The organism is Luminiphilus sp. nBUS_07 (assembly GCF_051201685.1).
GTDB lineage: Bacteria > Pseudomonadota > Gammaproteobacteria > Pseudomonadales > Halieaceae > Luminiphilus.
In genome coordinates, this window is record NZ_CP179213.1 from 1,247,975 (window position 1) to 1,270,557 (window position 22,583).

15 protein-coding genes are annotated in these 22,583 nt (G+C 52.1%); 3 read left to right on the forward strand and 12 right to left on the reverse strand.

From position 1 onward, the window contains the following. Positions 1 to 12 precede the first annotated feature (12 nt). A complete protein-coding gene (locus ACMAZB_RS05535; protein ID WP_435219740.1) occupies positions 13 to 1,455 on the reverse strand; it encodes an aldehyde dehydrogenase family protein in 1,443 nt (480 codons plus the stop codon). A 126-nt stretch (positions 1,456 to 1,581) separates the two neighbouring features. On the opposite strand from ACMAZB_RS05535, the gene ACMAZB_RS05540 reads away from it, so the two are divergent. The 3 genes from ACMAZB_RS05540 to ACMAZB_RS05550 all read left to right on the forward strand — a co-directional run bounded on the left by ACMAZB_RS05540 (position 1,582) and on the right by ACMAZB_RS05550 (position 6,643). After that, positions 1,582 to 2,469, forward strand: coding sequence for a LysR family transcriptional regulator (locus ACMAZB_RS05540; protein WP_435219741.1), 888 nt, complete (start codon positions 1,582 to 1,584; stop codon positions 2,467 to 2,469). Between the two features lie 315 nt (positions 2,470 to 2,784). Beyond that, the gene (locus ACMAZB_RS05545; protein WP_435219742.1) at positions 2,785 to 5,388 is read left to right on the forward strand and encodes a TonB-dependent receptor; all 2,604 of its coding nucleotides are present in this window, start codon (positions 2,785 to 2,787) and stop codon (positions 5,386 to 5,388) included. Positions 5,389 to 5,629: 241 nt separating this feature from the next. After that, a complete protein-coding gene (locus ACMAZB_RS05550; protein ID WP_435219743.1) occupies positions 5,630 to 6,643 on the forward strand; it encodes a haloalkane dehalogenase in 1,014 nt (337 codons plus the stop codon). 147 nt (positions 6,644 to 6,790) lie between these two features. Here ACMAZB_RS05550 and ACMAZB_RS05555 read toward each other — a convergent pair whose 3' ends face one another. From ACMAZB_RS05555 to ACMAZB_RS05605, 11 genes are all read right to left on the reverse strand, one after another. Next, positions 6,791 to 9,271, reverse strand: a complete 2,481-nt coding sequence (locus ACMAZB_RS05555; RefSeq protein WP_435219744.1) for a GcvT family protein — start codon at positions 9,269 to 9,271, stop codon at positions 6,791 to 6,793. Then, the gene (locus tag ACMAZB_RS05560) at positions 9,268 to 10,455 is read right to left on the reverse strand and encodes a M24 family metallopeptidase (protein WP_435219745.1); all 1,188 of its coding nucleotides are present in this window, start codon (positions 10,453 to 10,455) and stop codon (positions 9,268 to 9,270) included. Before ACMAZB_RS05560 ends, ACMAZB_RS05555 begins: the two co-directional genes overlap by 4 nt. 19 nt (positions 10,456 to 10,474) lie before the next feature. Next, on the reverse strand, positions 10,475 to 11,197 hold the full coding sequence (locus tag ACMAZB_RS05565; protein WP_435219746.1) for a maleate cis-trans isomerase family protein: 723 nt from the start codon (positions 11,195 to 11,197) through the stop codon (positions 10,475 to 10,477). Next, on the reverse strand, positions 11,194 to 12,321 hold the full coding sequence (locus ACMAZB_RS05570) for a diaminopropionate ammonia-lyase (RefSeq protein WP_435215154.1): 1,128 nt from the start codon (positions 12,319 to 12,321) through the stop codon (positions 11,194 to 11,196). Before ACMAZB_RS05570 ends, ACMAZB_RS05565 begins: the two co-directional genes overlap by 4 nt. Positions 12,322 to 12,337: 16 nt before the next feature. Continuing rightward, the gene (locus ACMAZB_RS05575; protein WP_435219747.1) at positions 12,338 to 13,504 is read right to left on the reverse strand and encodes a M20 aminoacylase family protein; all 1,167 of its coding nucleotides are present in this window, start codon (positions 13,502 to 13,504) and stop codon (positions 12,338 to 12,340) included. 4 nt (positions 13,505 to 13,508) lie between these two features. After that, on the reverse strand, positions 13,509 to 14,339 hold the full coding sequence (locus ACMAZB_RS05580; protein ID WP_435219748.1) for a phytanoyl-CoA dioxygenase family protein: 831 nt from the start codon (positions 14,337 to 14,339) through the stop codon (positions 13,509 to 13,511). Next, positions 14,332 to 15,579, reverse strand: a complete 1,248-nt coding sequence (locus tag ACMAZB_RS05585; protein WP_435219749.1) for an MFS transporter — start codon at positions 15,577 to 15,579, stop codon at positions 14,332 to 14,334. The genes ACMAZB_RS05580 and ACMAZB_RS05585 overlap by 8 nt, the downstream gene beginning before the upstream one ends. Positions 15,580 to 16,162: 583 nt before the next feature. Further along, the gene (locus ACMAZB_RS05590; protein ID WP_435219750.1) at positions 16,163 to 17,653 is read right to left on the reverse strand and encodes a BPL-N domain-containing protein; all 1,491 of its coding nucleotides are present in this window, start codon (positions 17,651 to 17,653) and stop codon (positions 16,163 to 16,165) included. A gap of 83 nt (positions 17,654 to 17,736) precedes the next feature. After that, positions 17,737 to 20,451: a TonB-dependent receptor plug domain-containing protein gene (locus tag ACMAZB_RS05595; RefSeq protein ID WP_435219751.1), complete on the reverse strand. Its 2,715-nt coding sequence runs from the start codon at positions 20,449 to 20,451 to the stop codon at positions 17,737 to 17,739. A gap of 361 nt (positions 20,452 to 20,812) precedes the next feature. Next, the gene (locus ACMAZB_RS05600) at positions 20,813 to 21,202 is read right to left on the reverse strand and encodes an SRPBCC family protein (protein WP_435219752.1); all 390 of its coding nucleotides are present in this window, start codon (positions 21,200 to 21,202) and stop codon (positions 20,813 to 20,815) included. Between the two features lie 369 nt (positions 21,203 to 21,571). Beyond that, on the reverse strand, positions 21,572 to 22,360 hold the full coding sequence (locus ACMAZB_RS05605; RefSeq protein WP_435215166.1) for an SDR family oxidoreductase: 789 nt from the start codon (positions 22,358 to 22,360) through the stop codon (positions 21,572 to 21,574). Between the last annotated feature and the right edge of the window lie 223 nt (positions 22,361 to 22,583).

Here is a 22,583-nt window from a genome sequence, read left to right on the forward strand (position 1 = left end):
CGCTCCCGCTTATTAAGCTTGAATATAAGTTGTCTTAACCGTCGTGTAGAACTCTCGCGCATATTGCCCTTGCTCTCGAGGGCCGAAACTTGAGTTTTTCCGGCCCCCAAAGGGCACATGATAATCGGTTCCTGCGGTGGGTAAATTGACCATGACACAACCGCTGACGGCGCGTTTCTTGAAGTCCATAGCCAGCGCGAGGGATTGGGTAATGATGCCTGCAGTAAGACCAAACTCGGTATCGTTGAGAATCTCGAGGGCGTGCTCGTAATCGTTTGCTTTAATGACACTTGCTATGGGGGCGAATAATTCTTCGCGGTTAATAGCCATGGCATTGTCGGTGTCTACAAAAAGCGCTGGCGACATGTAATAGCCCGGTTTGTCGAGGCTCAGTCTCTCGCCCCCTTGGGTGAGTCGGGCGCCTTCTGCTATCCCACGCTGGATCCAAGCGAGATTCGCTTCCAACTGCTCTTCTGATGCGATAGGGCCCATGTCCACGCCATCTTCAAGGGCATGTCCGACACGGGTAGCCGAGAGCTTCTCTCCTAGCCTCGCAACGAACTCGTCATAAACGCTGGCGTCAACAATTAACCGCGATGAAGCGGTGCACTTTTGCCCTGTGCCGCTGTAAGCGCCGACGAAAGCCGCATTGACGGCGACGTCTAAATTGGCGTCAGCGGCAACGATCAATGCATTTTTAGAGCCCATTTCCAGTTGGCATTTCACCAAGTTTGCGGCTGTCGCGCTGGCTACTTGGCGTCCAACGGGGAGTGACCCAGTGAAGCTCACCGCGTGAATTTGGTCGCTATTAATCAGTGTGTTGCCGACCTGACTGCCGCTACCCATGACCAGATTAAAAGCGCCTGAGGGAAGGGCGGCCTGCCGGGCAATAATCTCAGTCAGTGCCCAGGCGCTGGCGGGAACGAGATTGGCGGGCTTGAGAATCACCGAGTTACCAAAAGCAAGCGCGGGCGCAATTTTCCACACAGCGGTTGCCATTGGAAAATTCCATGGGCTGATAACCACCACCACACCAACCGGTTCTCGGCGAGTTTCTATTTCAATGCCGGGTCGAACAGATTCAGCGCGATCATCGATTTGACGGTGAACCTCTGCGGCGTAATAGTGAAAAAATTGGCCCGAGCGATAAACTTCACCGACACCTTCGGCTCGGGTTTTACCTTCTTCTCGAGCCAATAACTCCCCCAGCTCTGCACTACGCTCTATTAGTTCGTCACCAATCGCCATAAGTACTTGGTATCGGGTTTCCAGCGGAGACTGTCCCCATTGCGCTACGGCACTGTTGGCGGCGTCAATGGCTTCCTTAACTTGGTCGGTACTGGCTTGCGCGTAGTGCCCAATGACATCGTCGGTGTCGGAAGGGTTTTGGTTGGCAATGGCTTCAGGGGTGTTCACCCAGTTACCGTCAATATAAAGGGCGTGCTGCTCTGACATGATGAACTCCCGAACTGTGGTTAGGAACAATGGCGATTGCCACAGGCTAGCGGCTTGTGTTAAATAAAGAAAATTAATTAAACCAATAAAAATATAAATAATACTTATATTCTGCCGGAGTTGCCCATGAACAAAGGGTTGAAGCTGCAGCAGCTGCGATACGTTCTAGCCGTTTTGGATGAGGGCGGATTCAAAGCTGCGGCTAAGCACCTGCATCGCACGCAACCTGCACTGTCATTGGGGATTCGAGAGCTAGAGGACAGCTTAGGGGCTGCAATACTAGAAAAGCAGGGCACGGGTCGACTCACGCCTTTTGGTGAGGTGTGTATACCTCGATTCCGGGAGCTACTGGGGGTGCACGATCGCATCGTCAAAGATCTCGATGATGTGGTCAATCGACGCAGTGGACGCGTTGAAGTGGTCACGGCCCCATCAATCGCTAGGCGGTATATGCCCTATGTTCTCAATCATTTTTTGCGCAAGTACCCGGGGTTGGAGGTGGGCCTTCACGATGGCCCTGCTGATGTCGTCGCCGACATGGTGCGCACAGGAGAGGTGGAGTTTGGCGTCAGCTCGCTTTGGGCCGATGCTGAAGGCCTTGAATTTGAGCCTATTCTGGAAGATGCCGTTGGTGCTGTTTGTCATCAGACCCACCCTTTGGCAGATGCCAATAGTTTGCGTTGGCATGATCTGATTGGCCAAACGATGATAAGAAACGGTACCTCCCGTTTACTCGAGGCGACACCGGCCAAGGAGTTGCTGACCGAAAGCCGGATTTACATTTCTGAGATGATTTCTATTGTCGCTATGTTAGAGACCGGCACTGCTTATACGACATTACCCAGGTTGGCATTTCAGGATGGTGCCTCAACGCTGCGCTTCATCCCTATAAAAAACCCTACTGTGACTCGCGTGATTGGCATCATCACACGCCGTGGTGTGACCCTGTCACCGGCGGCACAAACAGTGATTGCGGCGCTACGAGAGACAATTACCGCAGATGATGCGGGTTGAGGGCGAGTTCGATACTTAAAGAGCCTGATAATGCTCAGAGTAAATCGCCGTTGTTATGTGATTTGCCTCGCAGTTGACACCAAGCCGAATAAAATCGCATATTAAATGCCATAACATGATCGAAACCATTAGGTAAGAAAGGGCGGCTTGTACGTTGTCTTTCAGGCAGTAATAGATGGGTCGGATGGCTGATTTTTGGTGCTAGCAAGGCACTCAGTTAATGCGGCTATTTGCACCTACAATTTTGCTGCGCGGTGTGGTTTACTCGGAAAAGAACTACCAACTAATAAAAAATTAATACCTAGGAGTTCCTCAATGAAGCAAGTCGTGTCGAAATTAGCCTTGAGCGCAGCCGTTGCTGCCACCTCTATTGGTACCTGGGCTGCCGAGCTTGAAGAAGTATTGGTAACTGCCCAAAAGCGGACTGAAAGCCTGCAGGATGTCCCGATATCGGTGACCGCGATCAGCGGCGAGCAAATTCAGGATGCCTCGATTAGAGGTCTGGGCGACTTGGGTGCTTACGTCCCCAACTTCTCAGTCACCGAAAACGCGGTTAACACCATCATTACTATGCGGGGCATTTCAGTAGGTGCTCAACAGTCTTTTGAGCAGTCGGTCGGCATGTTTGTCGACGGCGTGCACTATGGTAAGAGCCGACAGGCGCGACTTGGCTTATTTGATCTAGAACAGGTTGAGGTCCTAAGAGGGCCCCAGGGAACCTTGTTTGGTAAGAACACACTAGCGGGCGCAATCAACGTACGCACGGCTGCACCCAAGGTGGGCGAAGGCCTGTCCGGCAGAGTGGCTGCGAGTTTTGAGAGTGACAATGGTAAGTACTTTGAGGGTTATGTCAGCGGCAGCCTCTCTGATAACTTCGCCATGCGCTTGGCTATTATGGACCGCGAGATCGATGGCTACCTCGACAACACATCGCCGAATGCGTGGGGTAACGACATGCCCAGCACGGATGAAACGATTGCCCGTATCGGCGCCCAATGGGAACCCTCCGATCAAACGACCCTAGCGCTTCGTTATACCTACAGTGACTTCGTTCGTCAGGGCGGCACGGCCACGGTCACAACGTTCCAACCGTTGCCCAATGCGCCTGCTTCTAACGCGGCAATGTATGCCACCATGGGGCTCGCCTTTCCAACGTTTCAAGCCTCGTCAAATGATACTTATCGCGATGGCTATTCAATCGGTGGTGCGGCGCTGTCGGGCAGTGATGGCGCTGAGCGACTAGAGGGAACTGATACCCAGAACCATGAATTTTCGGTGAACTTTGAGCACGAATTTGACAACGGCATGACCTTCGCGGCGGTGACTGGTGTGTCAAGCTACGAATACGAAGATGGCATTGACGCCGACTTTTTGCCCGTTGAATTTATTGGTCGAAGCGACGACTCCGAATATGAGCAATTCAGCCAGGAAATTCGATTGTCATCCGATCCTTCCAAACGCTTTAGCTGGGTGGCGGGTGCTAACTATATTGATTCAAAGCAGGAAATTGATCGCTTGGTCGATGTCCGCGGCTCCTTAGGCCAGCCCGACGTGATGCGCTTAATCACTTGCCCGGTGCCCCAGCTTCTCGGTGCCTGTGGTATCCCGACTTTCTTGGCGTATAGCGGTGCGCAGTTAGCGGGTATTGAAGCCAGTCTTGGGCTTCCACCTGGTTCGCTTCCGCCGGGTGTTGAGGGCCTTTCCATGTACACTGATGTGGCGCGATTGTCGCGTTGGGTTCAAGACACAGAGTCCTGGGCGGTGTTCCTGCAGGGTACTTTTGATTTAACTGAGACCCTAAGCATTACAGCAGGCTTACGTTACACCGAGGAAACCAAAAAGGTCTCTGCTCGTACCGACATTACAACGGGTTCTACTGGAATAACGAACCCTGTGCCCCCGTCAGTTAATCCGCTCTTACACGGGCTAATGGGTGCATCTTTTGATTCTTATGCGCATGAATTTAATGAGGAGCGAGACACCGATCAGTTGATGCCGGCGGGTTCTATTAATTGGCGTCCCGCTGACGATCACCTGCTTTATGTGAGCTATGCCGAAGGTTTCAAAAGCGGCGGCTTCAACTCGGTTGACGACCAAAACCCCATCTTCTTGCCCGATGGAACCATTCTCCGTGACCAACCGGGCGTGGGTTTCGAATACGACGATGAGACTGCCTGGTCTGTTGAGTTTGGCGGTAAGCATACGTTCCTAGACGGTTCCTTGCGTGTGAACTGGAACTACTTCAACAGTGAGTATGATGATCAGCAAGTATCAACTTTCGTGGGCTTAGGCTTCGTGGTCGCCAACGCGGCGAGTACCGAAATCTCAGGCTTTGAGGTCGATGCTGCTTGGCAGGCTACTGACAAGCTGCGCCTGAACCTAGCCTTCGGTTATATCGACGGTGAATACGGCTCCTTCCCGGGTGCCGGTTGTACCGCTTTGCAGCAAGATGCTTTGCGCGGCTTAGGCATTACCGACTCCAGTGCCCCAGTGACGTCGGTCACGGTTGATGGCAGGACTTGTGAGCAGAAATTCTTGGGTAATGGAGCGCCCTCGGGAGCCTCTCAAGACCTAAGTGGCGCTGACCTTGGCAGTGCAGAGTACTCAGGATCCTTCGGCGCAGAGTTTGTTCAACCTATTGGTGCCATGGCCTGGTTTACGCAGTTGGACGTTAACTTTACTGACGACTATTTCATGACGGGTGATCTTGATCCTATTGACGTTCAGGCGGGATTTGAAACGGTCAACATTCGTACCGGTCTTCGTGGAGATAGCTGGATGTTAATGTTTTACGGACGCAACATTGGCGATGAGAGATTCGCTACTGGTGCCTTTGACATCCCCCTCGCGTCGGGTTCTCACGGCCGTTATCAAGCTCGCGGTGAGGTTTGGGGTGTGCAAGCAGCCTGGGAGTTCTAAGCGATTAGCTGAACTAATGAGGCGGCCAATCGGTCGCCTTTTTTTTGCCTGTGTTCGGCCTTTGGCCGTTACTAGAGCGACATCCGGCAGTACAGTTTTAGGGGAATAAATCGCCTGCCGGCGTGACATTCCCGGTCAGAGCTGTTGAGGGGTGTTAACCAACCAACAGTATCAATAGGCGTTGCTTCTCGCAGCGACCCTTATATAATGGCACACTATATGTCAATAAATGAGGTGCTCCATGGAGTTTTTACGAACGCCAGATAGCCGGTTTGAGAATTTGGAAAACTTCCCCTACGAGCCCAATTACCTGTCAGTGGCCGATGGTGAAGGAGGGCAGCTGAGAATTCACTATGTGGACACCGGCCCATGTGATGGCAGGGTTGTTTTGCTGATGCACGGCCAGCCGGCATGGTGCTACCTCTACAGATCGATGATTCCCTTACTGGTTGCCAAAGGATTTAGGGTTGTTGCCCCGGACCTCGTGGGATTTGGGCGTTCAGATAAACCTACCGAGAGAGCTGATTATACCTACGCTAATCATGTGGCCTGGATGAGTGACTGGCTTACGCAGCTTGGACTAGACGACATAACCGTCTTTTTTCAGGACTGGGGCAGTTTAATCGGTCTAAGGCTTGTGGCCGCATTTTCTGAACGCTTTAGTCACGTTGTGCTAGCCAACGGCGGGCTGCCCGCTGGCATTATTCCAGAGGCATTTGCCAAGCCCTTGCAGGAGGCCTACGAAACGCTGCCAGTGCCTGATGCACACGAGCTTGGTGATAGATTTCGGGACACTACGGGCATTCCCGGATTTCTCTACTGGCGCAAATTCGCGGCAGAGAACCCAGCCATAGCGCAGCCCGGCAAATCATTAATGAACGACTTAATGAGTGCAGGCTTGAGTCAGAGAGAAGTTGATGCCTACGATGCCCCGTTTCCAGATCTTTCTTATGCGGCGGGAGCTCGCCAGTTTCCCTCCTTAGTGCCGTTGTTTCACGATGAACCGGAGGTGCAGGAGAACAAGGCGGCGTGGAAAATACTCGAGCAATTCGACAAGCCTTTTCTGCTGGCTTTTGCCGACAATGACCCGGTCACTCAAGGCGGGGACAAAGCCTTTAAGGAGCGCGTTCCCGGATGCCAGGGGCTAGAGCACCGAACCATTAGTCCTGCGGGCCATTTCTTGCAGCAGGATCAGCCCGAACAATGTGTGCAGGCCATCTTAGATGTCATGGCTCATGGCGGTCGCCAGGATTGAGTTTTTAGAGCACTGATAATTGCCAGGGTGGCGTTTCACCCGCTATGGGCTGCCTGTTGGTCAATTTGGCCTAAGGTGAAACGTCGCTCGGGTAGTCAGCGTTGTGAGCCTGCGAACACGACGTGGCATAAAGAAGGTGTCGCCGGTTTATGACAGCATGCGCTCGTTGTTCACGTCATAAAAAGGCTGTGTACTTACTTCAGCGGGAATGGCCTGACCTTCGATCATGACACTGTAATTCCCGGGTGTAAGTGCGGCTTTGTTGCATGCACCCTTGGGAGGCTCAATAAACCCAAGACCCACTGAACATTGGAAGTGTGCAGAATAGGCGCCTGAGGTCACGTAACCAACGACATCTCCGTCCCGAAGAACTGGCTCGTTATGGTGCATCAGCGACACTGAATCCTGAAGTTTAATGGAGCAGAGATAAGGCCCGTCGCCCTCAGCCTTACGCCTTAGGTAGGCGTCTCTCCCGATAAAGTTCCTATCACTCTTAGTTTTACAGGTAAATTCTAGGCCCACTTGATGAGGAGCTTCGGTATAAGCCATGTCGTGGCCCCAGTGCAGGAACCCTTTTTCCAGCCTAAGTGCATTAAGTGCTTCGGCCCCTAGCAATTGCAAGCCAAAGGCGTTTCCTGCTGTCAGTAGCTCTTCTAAAACATGCTCTGCGACGTCTGGCGTCACAAAAATTTCCCACCCCAATTCGCCCGAATAAGACAAACGCTGTGCAATGACTTCAGCGTGCCCAATATGGCATTTACGCAGGGTGTTGAAGGGAAAAGCCTCGTTGGATACGTCTATCTCTGTAACCGAGGCAAGCAAGGCTCTACTTTGTGGTCCCATCAATCCAATGACGCCATAACTGGTCGTGGCGTCTCGCAACCTGACGTCCTCTTTGGGCCACACAAGTCGGTTGAGATACTCAAAGTCTCTGCGTGTGCGTGCGATAGGGCTCATCATCATGTAGCTGTGCTTGGCATGGCGCGCAACCGTGACGTCGCTTTCGATGCCGCCACGCGCGTTAAGCAATAACGTATAGGCAACCCTGTGCACAGGCATCGTCATTGCATTCGTGCAAATTCGGTCTAAAAAAGCCTCAGCGTCTCGCCCCTCAACCATAATTTTACCCAGCATGGAGTAGTCAACAATGGCCACTCTTTCCCGGGCAGCCTGTTGTTCGGCGATTGCATACTCAAACCAATTTTGGCGACCAAAACTGTATTGGTACTCGGGCTTAATGCCCTCGGGGGCAAACCATCCTGGGCGCTCCCAGCCTTGGGCCTCGGTGAAGCAAGCGCCTCTTTGCTGCAATAAATGATGAAAGGGTGTTCGCCGAATGTTGCGTGCGGTTTGACGCTGATAGTTAGGCCAGTGCATTGCATAGGTCTGCACCAGGGTTTCGGGACATCGGGCCCTGAGGTAAGGATCTCTCGCCTGAAATTTTTCGCAGCGGGCGGGGTCCATGCTGCTGAGGTCAAGTGTGGGATGACCGTTAACAATCCATTCTGCCAGCGCTCTACCAGCACCGGGTCCTGTCTGTATGCCGGTTGAGTTGAGTCCCGCGAGAATAAAGTAGTTGGGCAGGTCGGGCGCGACACCAAGGGTAAAGCGTCCGTCATAGGAATAGCTCTCGGGCCCGTTAAAGAACGTCCTAATACCGGTAGTCTCAAGCAGTGGCACTCGATGCATGGCCTGCTCCAAAATATCCATGACATCCTCTTCAACAAAGGGCAGTGACTCGAAGGAAAAATTTGCAGGAATGCCAGCGGTCGCCCAGGGCTTGGCTCGGTTGTGGGCAAAACCAAACAAAAGCTTACCCGCATCCTCTTTGAAGTAGGTGCCGTCGCAGTAAGATCTCAGCACGGGCAAATCCTGCGGAAGAGATTCGATGGCTTCGGTCACTAAATAGTAGTGCTCACAGGCATGGAGCGGCACACCGACATTATTTTTCTGGCCCAGTTCACGCGCCCACATACCGCCACAGTTGACCACCACTTCCGCTTTTATTGTGCCTTGCTTCGTCGTAACTCCCACGGCTCGATTGTGTTCTACCAGTACGTTCTCGACTTGAATGCCTTCAAGCAATCGCGCGCCATACTGTCGCGCGCCTTTAGCAAGCGCCATGGTTAAATCAATGGGATTGGCAGAGCCGTCCCTAGGCATAAAAATGCCGCCAAGAACACCCTCTGGATTCATAAGTGGCCAGCGCTGCTCAATCTCTTGAGTCGATAAATAGTGCGCTTCTATTCCGAATAGTGAGGCGAAGTCTGCCTTTCGTCGCAGCTCAGCGAGGCGCTCTTGATTGATGGCGATGGATATGGAGCCCGACTCACGGTAGCCCGGATTTTGTCCCGTTTCGGCCTCAATAGTATTGAGAAGTTCTACGGTGTATTTTGCAAACTCGGTGCTTGCATGGCTGCCATGCAGCTGCCCTACGAGGCCAGCCGCGTGCCAGGTCGTTCCGCAGGTCAACTGCCCTTGTTCCAGCAAAACAATATCTTTCCAGCCCAATTTGGCAAGGTGGAAAGCAACGGAACATCCCAGAATGCCTCCCCCCACGATGACGACCCGGGCATGACTTGGTAATGTCAGTTTGTTCGATGGGTGCGTTGGTGATTGTGTGCTCATTGGCTTATCGGTAACTCCGCAGGCGCTCGACGTGAGAGAAGTTCAGGGCCGTCACCGCCGATGACAATGTTTTCTTCATGAACGATCATTTTTCCGGGAGCGTAAATCATTCCCGGTTCCAGTGTCATCACCATGCCCTCTTGCAAAACAGTATTTTCCCAAGCGGTGAAAGAGGGGGGCTCAGTGAGTTGAATGCCTAAACCATGCCCGTAGCGTCCAACCGATTCACCAAGTGCGCCAGCTTTGAGGAGTACCTCATGCATGGCGGCGAACACCTGCGCACATGTGTTCCCCGGGAGTGCCATTTTTAGACCGGCTTCTGTCGCCTGCCAAACGGCTTGATGCGTTCTTTTGGCGCCATCATTGACCTCACCAAACCCGTAATTGCGGTCGAAGTCGCAGTAGTAACCGTCGAAGGTACAGCCTGTATCAAATATCAATACATCGCCATCGCTGAGGAGCCGACCTGAGGGTGGTGAAATAATGTCATCATAACCATGTTGCCCGGCGCCACCGACGAGGTACTGAACCGTATCGACGCCTGCCTCAAGGCAGGCGATGTTGAAGGATCGAAACAAGTCGACGTCGCGCATGCCAATTTCTGCAAAAGAAAATAGCGTCTCAAACACATCAGATACGCAGCCTGCGACGTGTCGAATTTTGGCGATCTCGGCAGCCGATTTAATCATTCGTACTGCTCTAATGCTGTCTGTGGCATCGACCCATCCAATATGAGAGTCGCTACTAGACAGCTGATCGGTCAGCCTTTCAAAATCTTCCAATGGCATGCGTATGTGGGTCTCACGGCCCTTATTGATGCCAATGGTCTTGGCGGTGGTGCTGGCGAGGACTTCAAGTAACGTGTCGGTTAAGAGTCCAACACCGTCGTCCGTCGCATGGGGGGAAGACCAGCTTCTGATGTCTTTCATGAAGCCATTGTTCATTGCATTTGCGCCTATCTCGGGTATGACTGCAATGGGGCGACCCTTAGGGGGAATAACGACATACCAAGGGCGCGTAGGGCTCTGCCAAAATTGGCTTAGAAATCCGGTGAAGTAAAAAATGTCGTGTTCGGTAGTGAGCAGAATTGCGCCGGTTCCCTGCTTATCCATGAGAGCTTGTATCGCGGTTAGGCGCGCTTCAAACTCGCTATTACTAAAACCGCGCTGGGGAATGTTTGACATGCTGCCTCCTTAGCCAAGGCTACAAAGAAAAAGGAATGCCCGAAGTCCGAGCGAGATCCCAGGCCAAAGCCTTGTTGCTAGACAGCGCAGGAATACCCGTGTCGGCAGAAATTTGATCGAGTACCGTGGCGCATTTCATGTTGGTGCAAGCAATAAAAATTGCATCAAGGTCTTGGCTAGCACTGTTTACCAGCGCCAGAGCAGCACGGTAAATGGCATCGGGTGAAATTTGACCCACGGCTTGATCATGCGCCTCATCGAAGCTCAGTGCGTGAGCTACATTAAATCCGCTTGCTTCTATATGGTCGATCATGGTCTGACAGACATCGGTGGAGTAGGGGGCCAAATATCCGATGTTCTTAGCGCCGAGATGCCCAAACGCCGCTAAAGCCGCTTGCATCGGATTACTGACGTAATCACAGTTACGCTCATTTTTTACTACTTGACTGATGACGTCGCTGCCAATTTGCATCGCGCCTGAGGTGCAAGCGTAGCCCACCGCATTAAATGACTGTGTCAGGGGGAATAGAGCAGTCGATTGTTTTAGGTGTTGGGACATGGCGCCAAGGGTTTCAGCAGTCACCTCGTTTTCAAAAGGAATGCGGCTGACCAAAAGGCTGATATCGCTATCTTTAAAATAGGCTCTAAATTCATCCTCAATCGTGACGTCAGATTGCAACACGATCATGCCTAAACGAATACGATGGTCTTCAGCGATAAGCTCGTAATCTATGGTTTTCATAGTTCCCCTTGCAGTATCTTTTGATAAACATCGGGGTCTGTATTGCCCTCAGTTCCAATCACTAGCACTTTCGAGTCGCTGTCGATGCCTATACTTTTAGCAAGGGTTGGGTCCCCCCGTATTGCTAACAAAGCAATCAGGCCCGATGCCGAGCATTCACCGCCAACTATTGGGGGACGGTCTTGTCGAGTGGGGTTGGCCAGCCACCGCAGCATCGGTGCCACCCCTTCGTCGTTAATCGTTAGCACGTCGGAGCTGCCTTTCTGAATCAGTGGCCAAGCAAGTTCGGAAACCTCGCCGCAGGACAGGCCGGCCATAATTGTTTCTTCGACAATATTGACTCGATGGATCTCGTCGCGTTTTAGGCTTTGATACACACAGTCGGATCTATCTGATTCGACAATCACTATTTTTGGTAAAAGCGTTTTCCAAAATTGCCACATTGACGCAATAAGAGCTCCAGCCATACCTCCACAGCCGGCCTGAAGGATGATGTGCGTCGGCCTGTCGCCATCGAGTTGTTGGAGAATTTCGTGAGTCATCACGGAATAACCGGCCATGATAAGTCTGGGGGGATCTCGATAACCCTCCCATGACGTATCGGAGACGATTTGCCAGTGGTTCCGTGCGGCATAGTCGATGCATTCGGCAATGGAGTCGTCGTAGTTGCCAGCAACACGATGAATGACCGCGCCAAACGCTGCCATAGCGTCAGCCCGGGCCTCGCTGACATTGGCATGAATAAAAATGTGGCACTCTACGCCAAGTTGTTGAGCTCCCCAAGCAACAGACCTGCCATGGTTGCCGTCAGTGGCTGTACAAACGACGAGGGGTTGCGTGGTAGCTGATTGCTGCAAGCGGCTGACCGCGTAGGAGCCGCCCAACGCTTTGAAAGAACCCAAACCAAAGCGTGTAGATTCATCTTTGTAATAAACTTTTTGAACCCGGGCTTCAGCGGCTATATCGGTCAAGCTCACTAACGGGGTTGGTTCATAACTTGGCCATTGACTGATACTGGAAAGCGCTTGCGCGCATTCTTCATTACCAAATAAGTCGTCGGCTAATTGGCAAGAGTGATTGTCTTGCTCAGTGTTGTGAAAGTGGTGGGTGAAGGAGTAGGGCATCGGAAGACTCGCTGCTTCAATCTGCAAGTTGTTGTTTGACGAGGTTGATCCAAAAGCTTGCGCCAGTGACTAGTATCGCGTCATTAAAGTCATAGTGTGGGTTGTGCAAGGCACATCCGCCAACACTATCAACGCCGTTTCCAATAAAAATATAAGCCCCATTTTTTTCCAATAGAAAGTGGGCAAAGTCGTCCGATGCGGTCATAGGAACGCAAGGGTATTCAATGAGGTCTGCTGCGTTGGTGGCTCGAGCAGCGGCTAGGGCGTGCTCAGTTTCTGGTAGGTGGTTGTCGGTGGCACGAAATACACGTTGGTAGGAGAATTGCAGCTCGGCGCCATGAGCTTCGCAAATACCCCGAGCCAGCTGCTGTAAACGCGCTTCCATTGTTTGGCTGACTTCCAGCTTAAAACTTCTACAATCGCCCTTGATAGTGAGGTTGCTGGGCACGACATTGACCGTGCCGTCAGCCTCAATTTCCGTAACCGAGATAACGGCTTGCTCTGCCGGATCAATGGATCTGGAGACAATGCTTTGCATCGCCGAGATAATTTCAGCGCCTATGATCACAGGATCAATAAGTTGATGCGGTTGTGATGCATGTCCTCCACGCCCCATGATCGTCAGGCTGAAATTGTCTTCCCCGGCCATGATGGGCCCCGGTTTAATGGCGAGCTGGCCTGCCGGACGTCCGGGTATGTTGTGCATGCCGTAGATTGCATCCATTTCGAAACGGTCAAATAAACCGTCATCGATCATCGTTTGGGCGCCCAATCCGTGCTCCTCGTCGGGTTGGAAAATGAAATATACCGTGCCGTTGAAATCTATTTCTAATAGCGCCTCTGCTGCACCCAGCAGCATCGCACTGTGGCCGTCATGCCCACAGGCGTGCATGCAGCCATCGGTTTGTGATCGATGATCAAAGGTGTTGAGCTCTTGGATTTTGAGTGCATCCATGTCGGCTCGAAGGCCGATGGCCTTGTTGCTTGATCCTTTGCTCAGTGCGGCGACAATGCCTGATTTTCCTATCTCAGTGTGGGTTTCAATACCCATTGCACGGAGCTGCTCTGCAATATATTGAGCTGTCTCGGTCAGCTCAAACCCGAGTTCTGGACACCGGTGAAGTGTCTGGCGCCAGCGGGTCAGTTTGCCGGCGTCAAGCACGGGCTGCGACAGTTTTGACACGTTCTTAAAACCCTCTCTTCTGAGTGGCACCAAGGTACAGGATATCGTCTAAATTGGCATCGGCGAGCGCTCGATCGGAAGCCGCGACTGGATCTAGGTCATGTGCCGGTCGGTGAAGTGCAATGCTATTTTCTCGCACATTGGTTCCGCGCATGTTGAGCCAGAGATTTTTGCCCACAAGCTGTTTGATGTTTGGTGGCATAAAAGACTGCATGGCAAAACCGATACGTCGGCTCTTGCTCGTATTGGGTCGGGAGCCGTGAACCACTTTGCCATGGTGCAACGACATTTGACCGGGCTTTAAAATGAGGTCCACAGCATGGGTCTCATCGACATTTTTAACAACTTGCCCTCGGGTCAGAATGTTGTCTTCGGCATAGGTGTCTTCATGATCAAAAATTTCACTGAGATGTGAGCCTGGAATCATCTGCATACATCCCGTAGCGGGATTGCTTGATGTCAGTGCCAGCCATGGCGTTACGAATGCAGGGCTACTCATTCCCATGTAGGTCGCATCTTGATGCCAGCTAACATAGTGCGGGCTGCTGGGTTCCTTGCAAAAAAGGACCGTTGCCCAAAGCGCAAAATCCGGCCCGATGATGTCCTCTACCGCGTCGAGCACGACAGGGTGATGTGCCAACTCATCAAGGCATTTGTAGGACAAATGAATGTTGTTGCGTTTGTGCGGGTGCGCCATTTCCGGATGGTTGTGTTCAGCCTCTTGAAACCGCTGCAGATAAAGCCCGGCCTCATATTCGCTGATAACATCGATAGGTGAAACAAAGCCCTGCTCGTGGTACTGATGAATCTGCTCATCAGATAAAACTTTACCCATGCTTGAGCAGACCCTTTCTAATGCCGCTGCGATTTACCCTCCGGAGAAGTCCAGCAGCCACGATGCCCACGACTGATAATCCGAGCATGTAAACAAAGGTGATTTGGTAGCCGGGTAGCCCCGGATATTTGTCTAGCCAATAACCAATCATGGGATAGGTGAAACCCTCGGGCAGGTAGCCCAAAAAACAGGCTACCCCAACGGCAGTCCCCATGGTGTGTACGGGAATTTTTGACTCTGCAAAGGTCGCGTAAAAATTGCCTCTCAGTGCAAAAACACAAAACGCGAGTACAACCATGACATTCGATACGGTCGTTAGATACTTCGCCTCAGCGGGAACGGCAAGCAAGAGCACGACGCAGAGTGCGGCTATTACAAATGCGGAGCCTATGACGATCGTGGCGCCGCCAATTTTGTCAGCAATGAAGCCACTCACGGGAGCCCCGATTGCTTGGATGCCATAGGTTCTTAGAATGCCCATCAATACCCCGTAGGATACGACGGCACCCATGACGCCGGTCATGTAGGGCGTGATGTAACTTTGGCTGGCAAACAAGCCGTAACCGCAAAAAATGATGAGCCCAATAATCCAGACCTGAGGCGTTTTAAGGGCAGCTTTAAAATTTCTTAAGATGGGTTCCGACCCGCCGTCCTGAACAGTATCGTCAAACATCATCCAGACGGTGATACCGGCCGCTATGGTTACGACGGCAGTAATATTGATGACCCACATCAAGCCGACCGGACCTTCGCCCATCTCCCTAAAAACGAAGAGCGTGAACATGCTGATGAGAAAGCCAAAGACCCCACGTCCACCCTCTAATAAACCAAATAACCGTCCCTGCTCTTCATCGGGCCCCAAGTTTCGTGTGGCTTTGATAAAGGGCGCCCAAAAAATGATGAGGGTACTGATGCCCCAAAAGCCATAGAGAAATAAACCGCCAACGAAAGATGGGAATGTCGAGAAATAAAAACCGCTCAGCCCTGTCACAATGAGCGAAGTCGCGAGTAGTTTTCTGGGCGAATAACGATCTGCAAGCCAGCCACCAGGGATGTAACCGAAGGTGGCTGCAATACCATTGACAGATTGCATGAGCCCCATTTGAGTGTGAGTGACCCCAAGTGCCTCCTTCATGGTGTCGTAGTAGGAGTATCTTAGAAAAGGGAAGGTGTACACCATTGCACCGGCAAAGCAGAGCAAGGTGAGCAGTAACCATTTCTTTCGAGGTGAGTTAGGCATGCTGACTGAAATCCATGACGGGGCCCTGCTTGGCGGTAAGTGAGGTTTGCAGCTAAGTGCAGCGTTCTGCTAGTTGTAGTAGATTTTCTTGAGGTAGAGTCCCCTTGTGCCGCAATTCAGCCAATGCGCTGCCCAGTCAATGGGTGTTGTCAGATCAGCTGGAGTGCGGGCTGCTTTTGGCGCCAAATACGGTATTTATGTTTTTTGTGCCTCTATCATCTCAGAGGACAGCAGTCATGCAAAGGGTTTGGTGTTGCTGCAAGCACCACGTGACCTTTGAGTGTCTTCATAAACCTCTGGAGAGAGCGAACCACAGCTATCTTGGCCATGCTAGCCGGATGAGCAGCTGGCCAGTGCAGTTTGCGCTGCGGCCTATAACCCTTTTTTTGGGCTGGCGTTGCTTGATCGACCCATCGCCTGTGACTGAGGTGACAACTGTTGTCCATGCCAAATCGTGGAGCTTGGTCTCTTTTGAAGGTGATCGTCGAGCTCTACCCACAACGGTGCCCAGATCAATGGCCTGTCATAAAAGTCTAAGAAATGTTGTCAGCCCTTTTTTTGACTGGGCCTAGGTCGTCAAAACTTATTGGAGATCCGCGGCTGTACCATGGGCTGAAATGTCGGAAGCTGGTCGAGGGGCATTTTGGTGAGCGAGTCCATCTGGGAACAATAGTCGAGTCTGCTTCACCTCCCCGTCGCGCGCAACGCTGCAGTCCATATCGTAATCTGGAACGGCTGATCGGCCAACCATCGCCGCCATGCGGTGAATCATGAAGGTATAGTTATTGTACTGCTGGCATTCAGTGAGGCCTCCGTTCAGAAAGGGTGGTTCGGAATAAAATAGCGAAGCCTCAAAGTGAGCGCTGGTCAGCAAGATGGTGCCGCCCGTATCGGTTTTAACGCTTTTCGAGGCCCAGAGACTGCCTTCCTGTGGAAAATATAAGTCATCGTTATTATTGGTGTCTTGGATATAGTGAGCCCATTCGGTTGACGCCATGTTCCAATCTTTGGCTTGGGTGTAAATATAATTTTCAGTGGCCCCGCCCCAATAAATGGCTCTCAAAGAAAGTTGAGCCTCGCCCCCACTAGCGCTTATTTGGTGAGAGTCGTACGGTTGATTGGGACTGCTATCAGAGCGCCAGGGGCCAGCAATTTCTTCTATAGGTCCCTCCAGGAAGGTAGTCGCCAGCGGGCCATAGCCCAGTAGATTCGCGTGATAAGAAATTCCGTTCGATTCCTGACGAGTGAAGCCCTGAGTGTTGTTATCAAAAGAATACGTGCCATCGATCCCATAGCGACAAAACTTATCTGCACAATTTTCAGTCGGAAGGCCGTCATCTCCTTTCCAGTAGTAACCCGCAGTTGCATAGTAGCCTCCCGCGCAAATACCTAAATAATTACGGCCCTGATCCAAAAACTGTGTGAGCTTTGCTTTACCGCTGGGTCCTAAGTTGCGCTGCATTTCATAGGGGTTACCGCCGGGCATGAGAAATAAGGAGGCGTTTGCAAGGCTTGAGGCGCTGCAGCTGTCAAATTCGGCCAAGGTAAGCGTGACATAATTCAGACTCGGATCACCTGCCCAAGTGGTCCTAGTATCGTTTAGGGGCGCCGTATCTTCTTGATGGCGTCGCCCTGTTTTCCAAAAGTCGATGAGTGCCTCCGCCCACATTTGAGTCGTGCCTGTGGTTCCTTCGCCCACATAGATAATGACATCGGTGCCATCGGCAACTTTGCAATAACTGGCGCTGCCGCTCTTAGGTGAACCATCACCAATGCCACGGACACTGGTCACGATATCGATAAGATCTGACGCTTGAGTTTGAGTATCACTGTTTGCCAGAGGCACAATGCAGTTCAGGACAGCGAACGAAAGAGCAAAGACGGCTCCACCATTTCTTATGGTGAAGGGAAGAGGGTTTACTAGGTTCAATTGGGCCTGAGTCAGCACCGCTTTGGTGACTCGTTTATGAATGGCGCGATTAGGCGTACCGTAAAGAGATCGGTCCAGCATTGCAGTATTTGGTGCCCTTGCGTTAATGCTTAGTTCGTTATCATAGGAGCTCTTTAACGGCATATCTATGCCTCGCTATGCGGCTTTTTCTGTAAGGCAAAAAAAAGCCGCGACTCACGCCGCGGCCCTTTTGTTACGTGCTGACGCTACAAAGCAAGCTTGATACGCCCGTACCAAATTTGCCCACGTGGATCGTGGTGCTTTGGGTCGTAGCTGAAGTTAGCTGCATCGAAGAGCCGAGGTGCGTCCTCGTCAGTAATGTTCTTACCGCCCAAAGTGATCATTGCTTCCGTATTGCCTAGGTTAAAGCTATAGGAATACTGCAGATCAAGAGTCATCCAAGAATCAATGTCCTGTGAGTATCCGCGATCAACCAAAGCATCGGGAATAACACGCGATGTTTCATACTCAGAGGTATAAAAGGCCAGCAGTGCAATCTTGTGATTGCCTACACGCCAGTCGGCGGTAGCGTTGACCTTTGTCTCAGGGATAGACCGTGCAAAGTTGTCGTAGTTAAAGTAACCCGCAACGTCCTGTACCCCACTGTCGCCTGTACATCCTCGATCGTTGGCTGCAGTGCAGGGGATCTCGTAGCTCAGAAAGTGTGTCGCCGACAAGTGCAGTCCGAATTCACCCGCGTTGGAGGGGATCATCCAGTCTGCCGTCACATCAATACCATCGGTCGTCACTTCTTGAGCATTGAGGTAAGCCACATTGACGCCCGATAGGGTGCCAGCTGAATCACGAATAATGTCAGCACCGTTGGGGTTGTCGTTCAGCTTACCTTGGGCGTTTTCGACTGTGATGACGTCTTCGTATTCAAAGCGCCAGTAGTCGAGTCTGAAGGTGAGGTTATCAGTCGGTGTGAATACCGCGCCCATGTTGAAGTTGGTCGAGGTTTCAGGCTCCAGAGCCGTGCTTCCCTGCGAATTCACCCGTACAAACAGCGCGCTGCTTGAGCCACTGGCAGGGTCAACAAGTCCCTGCAGTGAGGTCTCTTGGTTGTATACCTGCACCAATGAGGGCTCACGGAACGCAGAGGAGGCAGAGGCTCGGAGTACCAGCCAGTCAGCAGCTTGCCAACGAAGCGATAGCTTAGGGTCAATGCTGCTATCCGAACTAAGATCCTCGTACCGCACGGCGAGATTAGCTTCCAATGATGAAGTGAGGGGGAAGTTGGCTTCCGCAAATAGAGCGTAGGAATCTCTCGATTCGTCGATGGGTAGGCCACCACCCAAGAAGATCAAGTCAACAGGAATCGTCGCACCTGTTGCAGGATCAATGGACTGTGTATATAGCTCATTACGATTGGCCGAGTAACTCTCCTCACGCCACTGAGCACCTGCGGCAAAGCCGACGGGTCCAGCACTCATCTCGAAGAGATCACCGCTCACAACAAAGTCAGCGACGGTTAGATCGGTTTTTTTGTTGGTAAAGGTTTGGTAGCTCAGCCATTCGATCAATTCTGGTGAGTTTGCACTGGGGTCGAAAGGGCTGAAAGACTCGGTGCCGCTTGGGCCACCCGCACCGCTCAACGCTGCGCTTAATCGCGAGCTGATGGTATCGGGCTGATAGACCTCGCGATCATTTTCAGAGTAGGTGAGTGCTCCCATCCAGCTCCAGCCGCTGTCAAATTCACCGTCGAGCTGCAGCGACGCGCGCAGGGTATCGCTATCTCTCGGCGCCAGCGGGGAGGGGGCCTCTGCACCCAAAGGTCTTCCGTACCAACGAACAGGAACACTAAAGGGGCTGCCTGCTGTGCCAGGTAAAAGCGTGGGAAAGGTGAGGGCCGGGTATGAAGGGGACTGAGGGTTGTCTTTTACCTCGTGATGCGTCCAACCCAATTCGGCTGTTAGCGATAATGCATCAGAAAAGTCATGGGTTAGGTTGCCGTAGAGCTGCTGCTTTTCTTCTTTGTTCACAATGTTAAAACGTGGTCCATAGGCAAACCCACACTTGCCGCCACCGCCGGTGCCGGGGCCAAATGCCCCTTGGGGTACAAAGGGCGTACCCGGAGCGCCGCCATTCGCAACACAAGCTGCGTCAGGAACGGTCTCAAGGAAACCATAGCTACCGGCATAATCACCTGTGCCGACGCCGCCGGGTGCCAATGTCAGAAAACTTCGTCCAAGGGTAGAGACCGCATTTTCTGTTGTGTAGGGGCGCTCTGAGGAGCTCAACGGGTCTTGGCTAATAAATGAGCCAGCCAACGTGACGTGAGTGCGATCATTGCCGAAACCGGCTAGGAGGTTGAGGTCGTACTTGCCTGCACCACCATCACTAATTTCTTCATAACCAGTAGAGAATTCAACGCCTTCAAAGTCTTTGCGAAGAATAAAGTTGACCACTCCCGCGACGGCATCAGAGCCATAGGTGGCGGTGGCCCCTTCTTTCAGAATTTCGACGCGCTCCAGTGCTGCCATAGGAATGGTGCTGGTATCAACAAACACGCTGCCGTCGTTCGCGGTTGCAGCGGTGATTGTTTGGCGTTTGCCGTTTACTAGGACCAGAGTAGATGTGAGGCCTAATCCACGTAGGTTCACGTTGCTGGTGCCCTGGGTCTCACCCGAGGTGAACGAGTCAGGATTGTTTTCCGTGCCTGAACTCACTGACAATTTGCTGGTCAACTCGCCGACATCAACGGCGCCGGAATTGACAATGTAATCGTTGGAAAGGACCTCTACTGGAGACGCCTCGTCTTGGCTGGTGGAGCGTATATAGCTACCTGTCACCATGACTTCTTCAATTATGCCTTCATCTTGCTGCGCCATAGTTGTGTTAGCTACTGCGAGACATAGTGGTGCCAGTGCAAAGCCGACTAGCTGGTGTCGTAGTGATTGCGTGTGGATTCTATAACTCAAAACTCACCCTCCCAGGGATTTTTATAAGATTATTAAGAGTGCTCAAGATTGTCCGAGCACATTGATTGTAAGTATGGTGGAGTTTTTTGTATGCCCAAATACTGCGGGTTGTTTTTGGAATACAGATGTGAGACGCGACCTAACGTCGCACCCCGTCAGCTTTGTGCCTCTCAATACCGCAAACTGGGAGCCCGTGTTTAAAGGCCGCTGTTGGCTACTAATTGTCAGGCTCAAAAAGTGCGAAAAAGCCTAAATGACTCAGGGCTCGAGCTTTAAAAGCTTAAAGCTTTGCTATCCCACTTGTGACCTTTGCCGCTATTGCCTCTGAGTGCTATAGCCTCGGGGTGGCGTGGGCAATGCTTCACCGCTGTGTGGCCAATAATTCCTCTAGGCGAACTAAGCACCCCTCCATACTGGTGCGTATAAAGGTTTCAAGCTCAACAGGGGTGACTTCTGTCTGCCAGAGAAGCCGACACCCAGTACTAGTGGGAATAACCTCAATTCTCGCACGGTGTGACTGCAAAGGCCCCGGCGCCTCAATGCAGGAATATTCTAGGGTGCGACACTCATCGCTATGAAGCAGTATTTGCTCTTTAATGTCTCCTGCTCCCGGCAGTGTTAGTGAGCGAACATCGCCCTCTAGGTCGCAATGCTCTACCCCCGGCACCCAATCGACGCGATCTGGCGTGCCTAGAATTGCCCACAAACTATCGGCGCTTGCAAAAAATTGATGGTCTATTTCTACTGCCATGACATTGCTCTCTGGCTTATCCGTTGCCGGGTATATCTCAACGGCGTCAGGCCAGTCAAATATGCCACCAAGTGCTGGCCCCCAAGATTAGTGCTGGCTGACTGGTTGCCGCGGCGCTGCCCTAAATGCCCGCGGTCAGAGCCCTTTGCGCAACCCACTAGCCCAGCTATTAGCGATCACAGGTACTGGATAGGCCCGGGAGTTAATGCGCCATGGGTAGGTTGGCGCCGGGGAGTTTGCTAAGACTGATAATTCAAACGCCTGTTGTTAGAGCCTGCACACCAGCTGGCAAAGCGAAGCGATCGCTAAAATCTTACGAAAAATTTTCGAAGTTGGCGTCTCGTCTTTTTATGCTGCAGGTTTTTGTGATTACGCTTCAGTGAGCGTCTGATGGAACCGATTCATTCCTTTGATCCAACGGTCGTAATCTGCTGTTTTTCGCTGCATGTACTGAGTGACCTCGGGATGAGGCAGAATTAAGAAAGACTCTTCTTGGAGGCCTGCTGTCACGATGTCGGCCACGACGTTGGCCTCGAGCATGCCATCTCCGGCAGCGGCTTGAAGCCCTTCAGTACCGATTTGATCAGGGTCCGTTGCGGTCATAGCGGTACGAACTGCCTGTGGGCAGAGTAGCGATACTTTAATGCCCTGATGGCCATAAGTAAGAGCTAACCATTCGCCAAACCCCACAGCTGCATGTTTGGTAACACCGTAGGCGGCACCGCCTATTTGGTTAAGAAGTCCAGCGGCAGAGGCTGTATTAAGGAGGTAACCGCCTCCTCGCTTGATCATTCGTGGCACCAGATGGCGAGCGGCATAAACGTGTGCCATCACGTTAACATCCCAACTGATTTGCCACTCTTGATCGGGGGATTGCTCGCTGGGCGCTGCAGCCAACCCTGCGTTGCTGCAAAAAAGATCAATGGGGCCCACCTGAGACTCAACGTCTTCGATGACGCGAATCATGTCCGCTTCGCATGAAACGTCTGCGGTCATTGCCAGACAGGCGTTTGCGTCGGCGGTCTCTGCAGCATTCGCGGCGTTGATATCGACGGCGATGACTTGTTTAGCGCCGTCAGCCACAAATTTTTCAACGAGGGCCCTGCCGATACCACTGCCGGCACCGGTGACTACGATAATTTTTTGATTGATTTCCACAACAACGGGCTCCAATGGTTGGTTCAATGCGCTGAGAATCTTCAGACAACTGTGTAATTAAGTAAAGGGTTGCGGCTGCGAGTGGCCCTCGGTCGGGGACGTTGCACTTTGGCGCAAAGTGCTCCCGTAGATTTCTTTTTCAAATAATGCCATCGTTTTTACAGAGCTTGGTGGTTTCCCAACCACGTTTGTTCCATCACAATCGACAATATAAAGGAATGGA

Bases quoted from the DNA above. Each gene is read 5' to 3' on its own strand.
- ACMAZB_RS05535 (WP_435219740.1), bottom strand. From the start codon at position 1,455: ATGTCAGAGCAGCACGCCCTTTATATTGACGGTAACTGGGTGAACACC.
- ACMAZB_RS05540 (WP_435219741.1), top strand. From the start codon at position 1,582: ATGAACAAAGGGTTGAAGCTGCAGCAGCTGCGATACGTTCTAGCCGTT.
- ACMAZB_RS05545 (WP_435219742.1), top strand. From the start codon at position 2,785: ATGAAGCAAGTCGTGTCGAAATTAGCCTTGAGCGCAGCCGTTGCTGCC.
- ACMAZB_RS05550 (WP_435219743.1), top strand. From the start codon at position 5,630: ATGGAGTTTTTACGAACGCCAGATAGCCGGTTTGAGAATTTGGAAAAC.
- ACMAZB_RS05555 (WP_435219744.1), bottom strand. From the start codon at position 9,271: ATGAGCACACAATCACCAACGCACCCATCGAACAAACTGACATTACCA.
- ACMAZB_RS05560 (WP_435219745.1), bottom strand. From the start codon at position 10,455: ATGTCAAACATTCCCCAGCGCGGTTTTAGTAATAGCGAGTTTGAAGCG.
- ACMAZB_RS05565 (WP_435219746.1), bottom strand. From the start codon at position 11,197: ATGAAAACCATAGATTACGAGCTTATCGCTGAAGACCATCGTATTCGT.
- ACMAZB_RS05570 (WP_435215154.1), bottom strand. From the start codon at position 12,321: ATGCCCTACTCCTTCACCCACCACTTTCACAACACTGAGCAAGACAAT.
- ACMAZB_RS05580 (WP_435219748.1), bottom strand. From the start codon at position 14,339: ATGGGTAAAGTTTTATCTGATGAGCAGATTCATCAGTACCACGAGCAG.
- ACMAZB_RS05585 (WP_435219749.1), bottom strand. From the start codon at position 15,579: ATGCCTAACTCACCTCGAAAGAAATGGTTACTGCTCACCTTGCTCTGC.
- ACMAZB_RS05590 (WP_435219750.1), bottom strand. From the start codon at position 17,653: ATGCCGTTAAAGAGCTCCTATGATAACGAACTAAGCATTAACGCAAGG.
- ACMAZB_RS05600 (WP_435219752.1), bottom strand. From the start codon at position 21,202: ATGGCAGTAGAAATAGACCATCAATTTTTTGCAAGCGCCGATAGTTTG.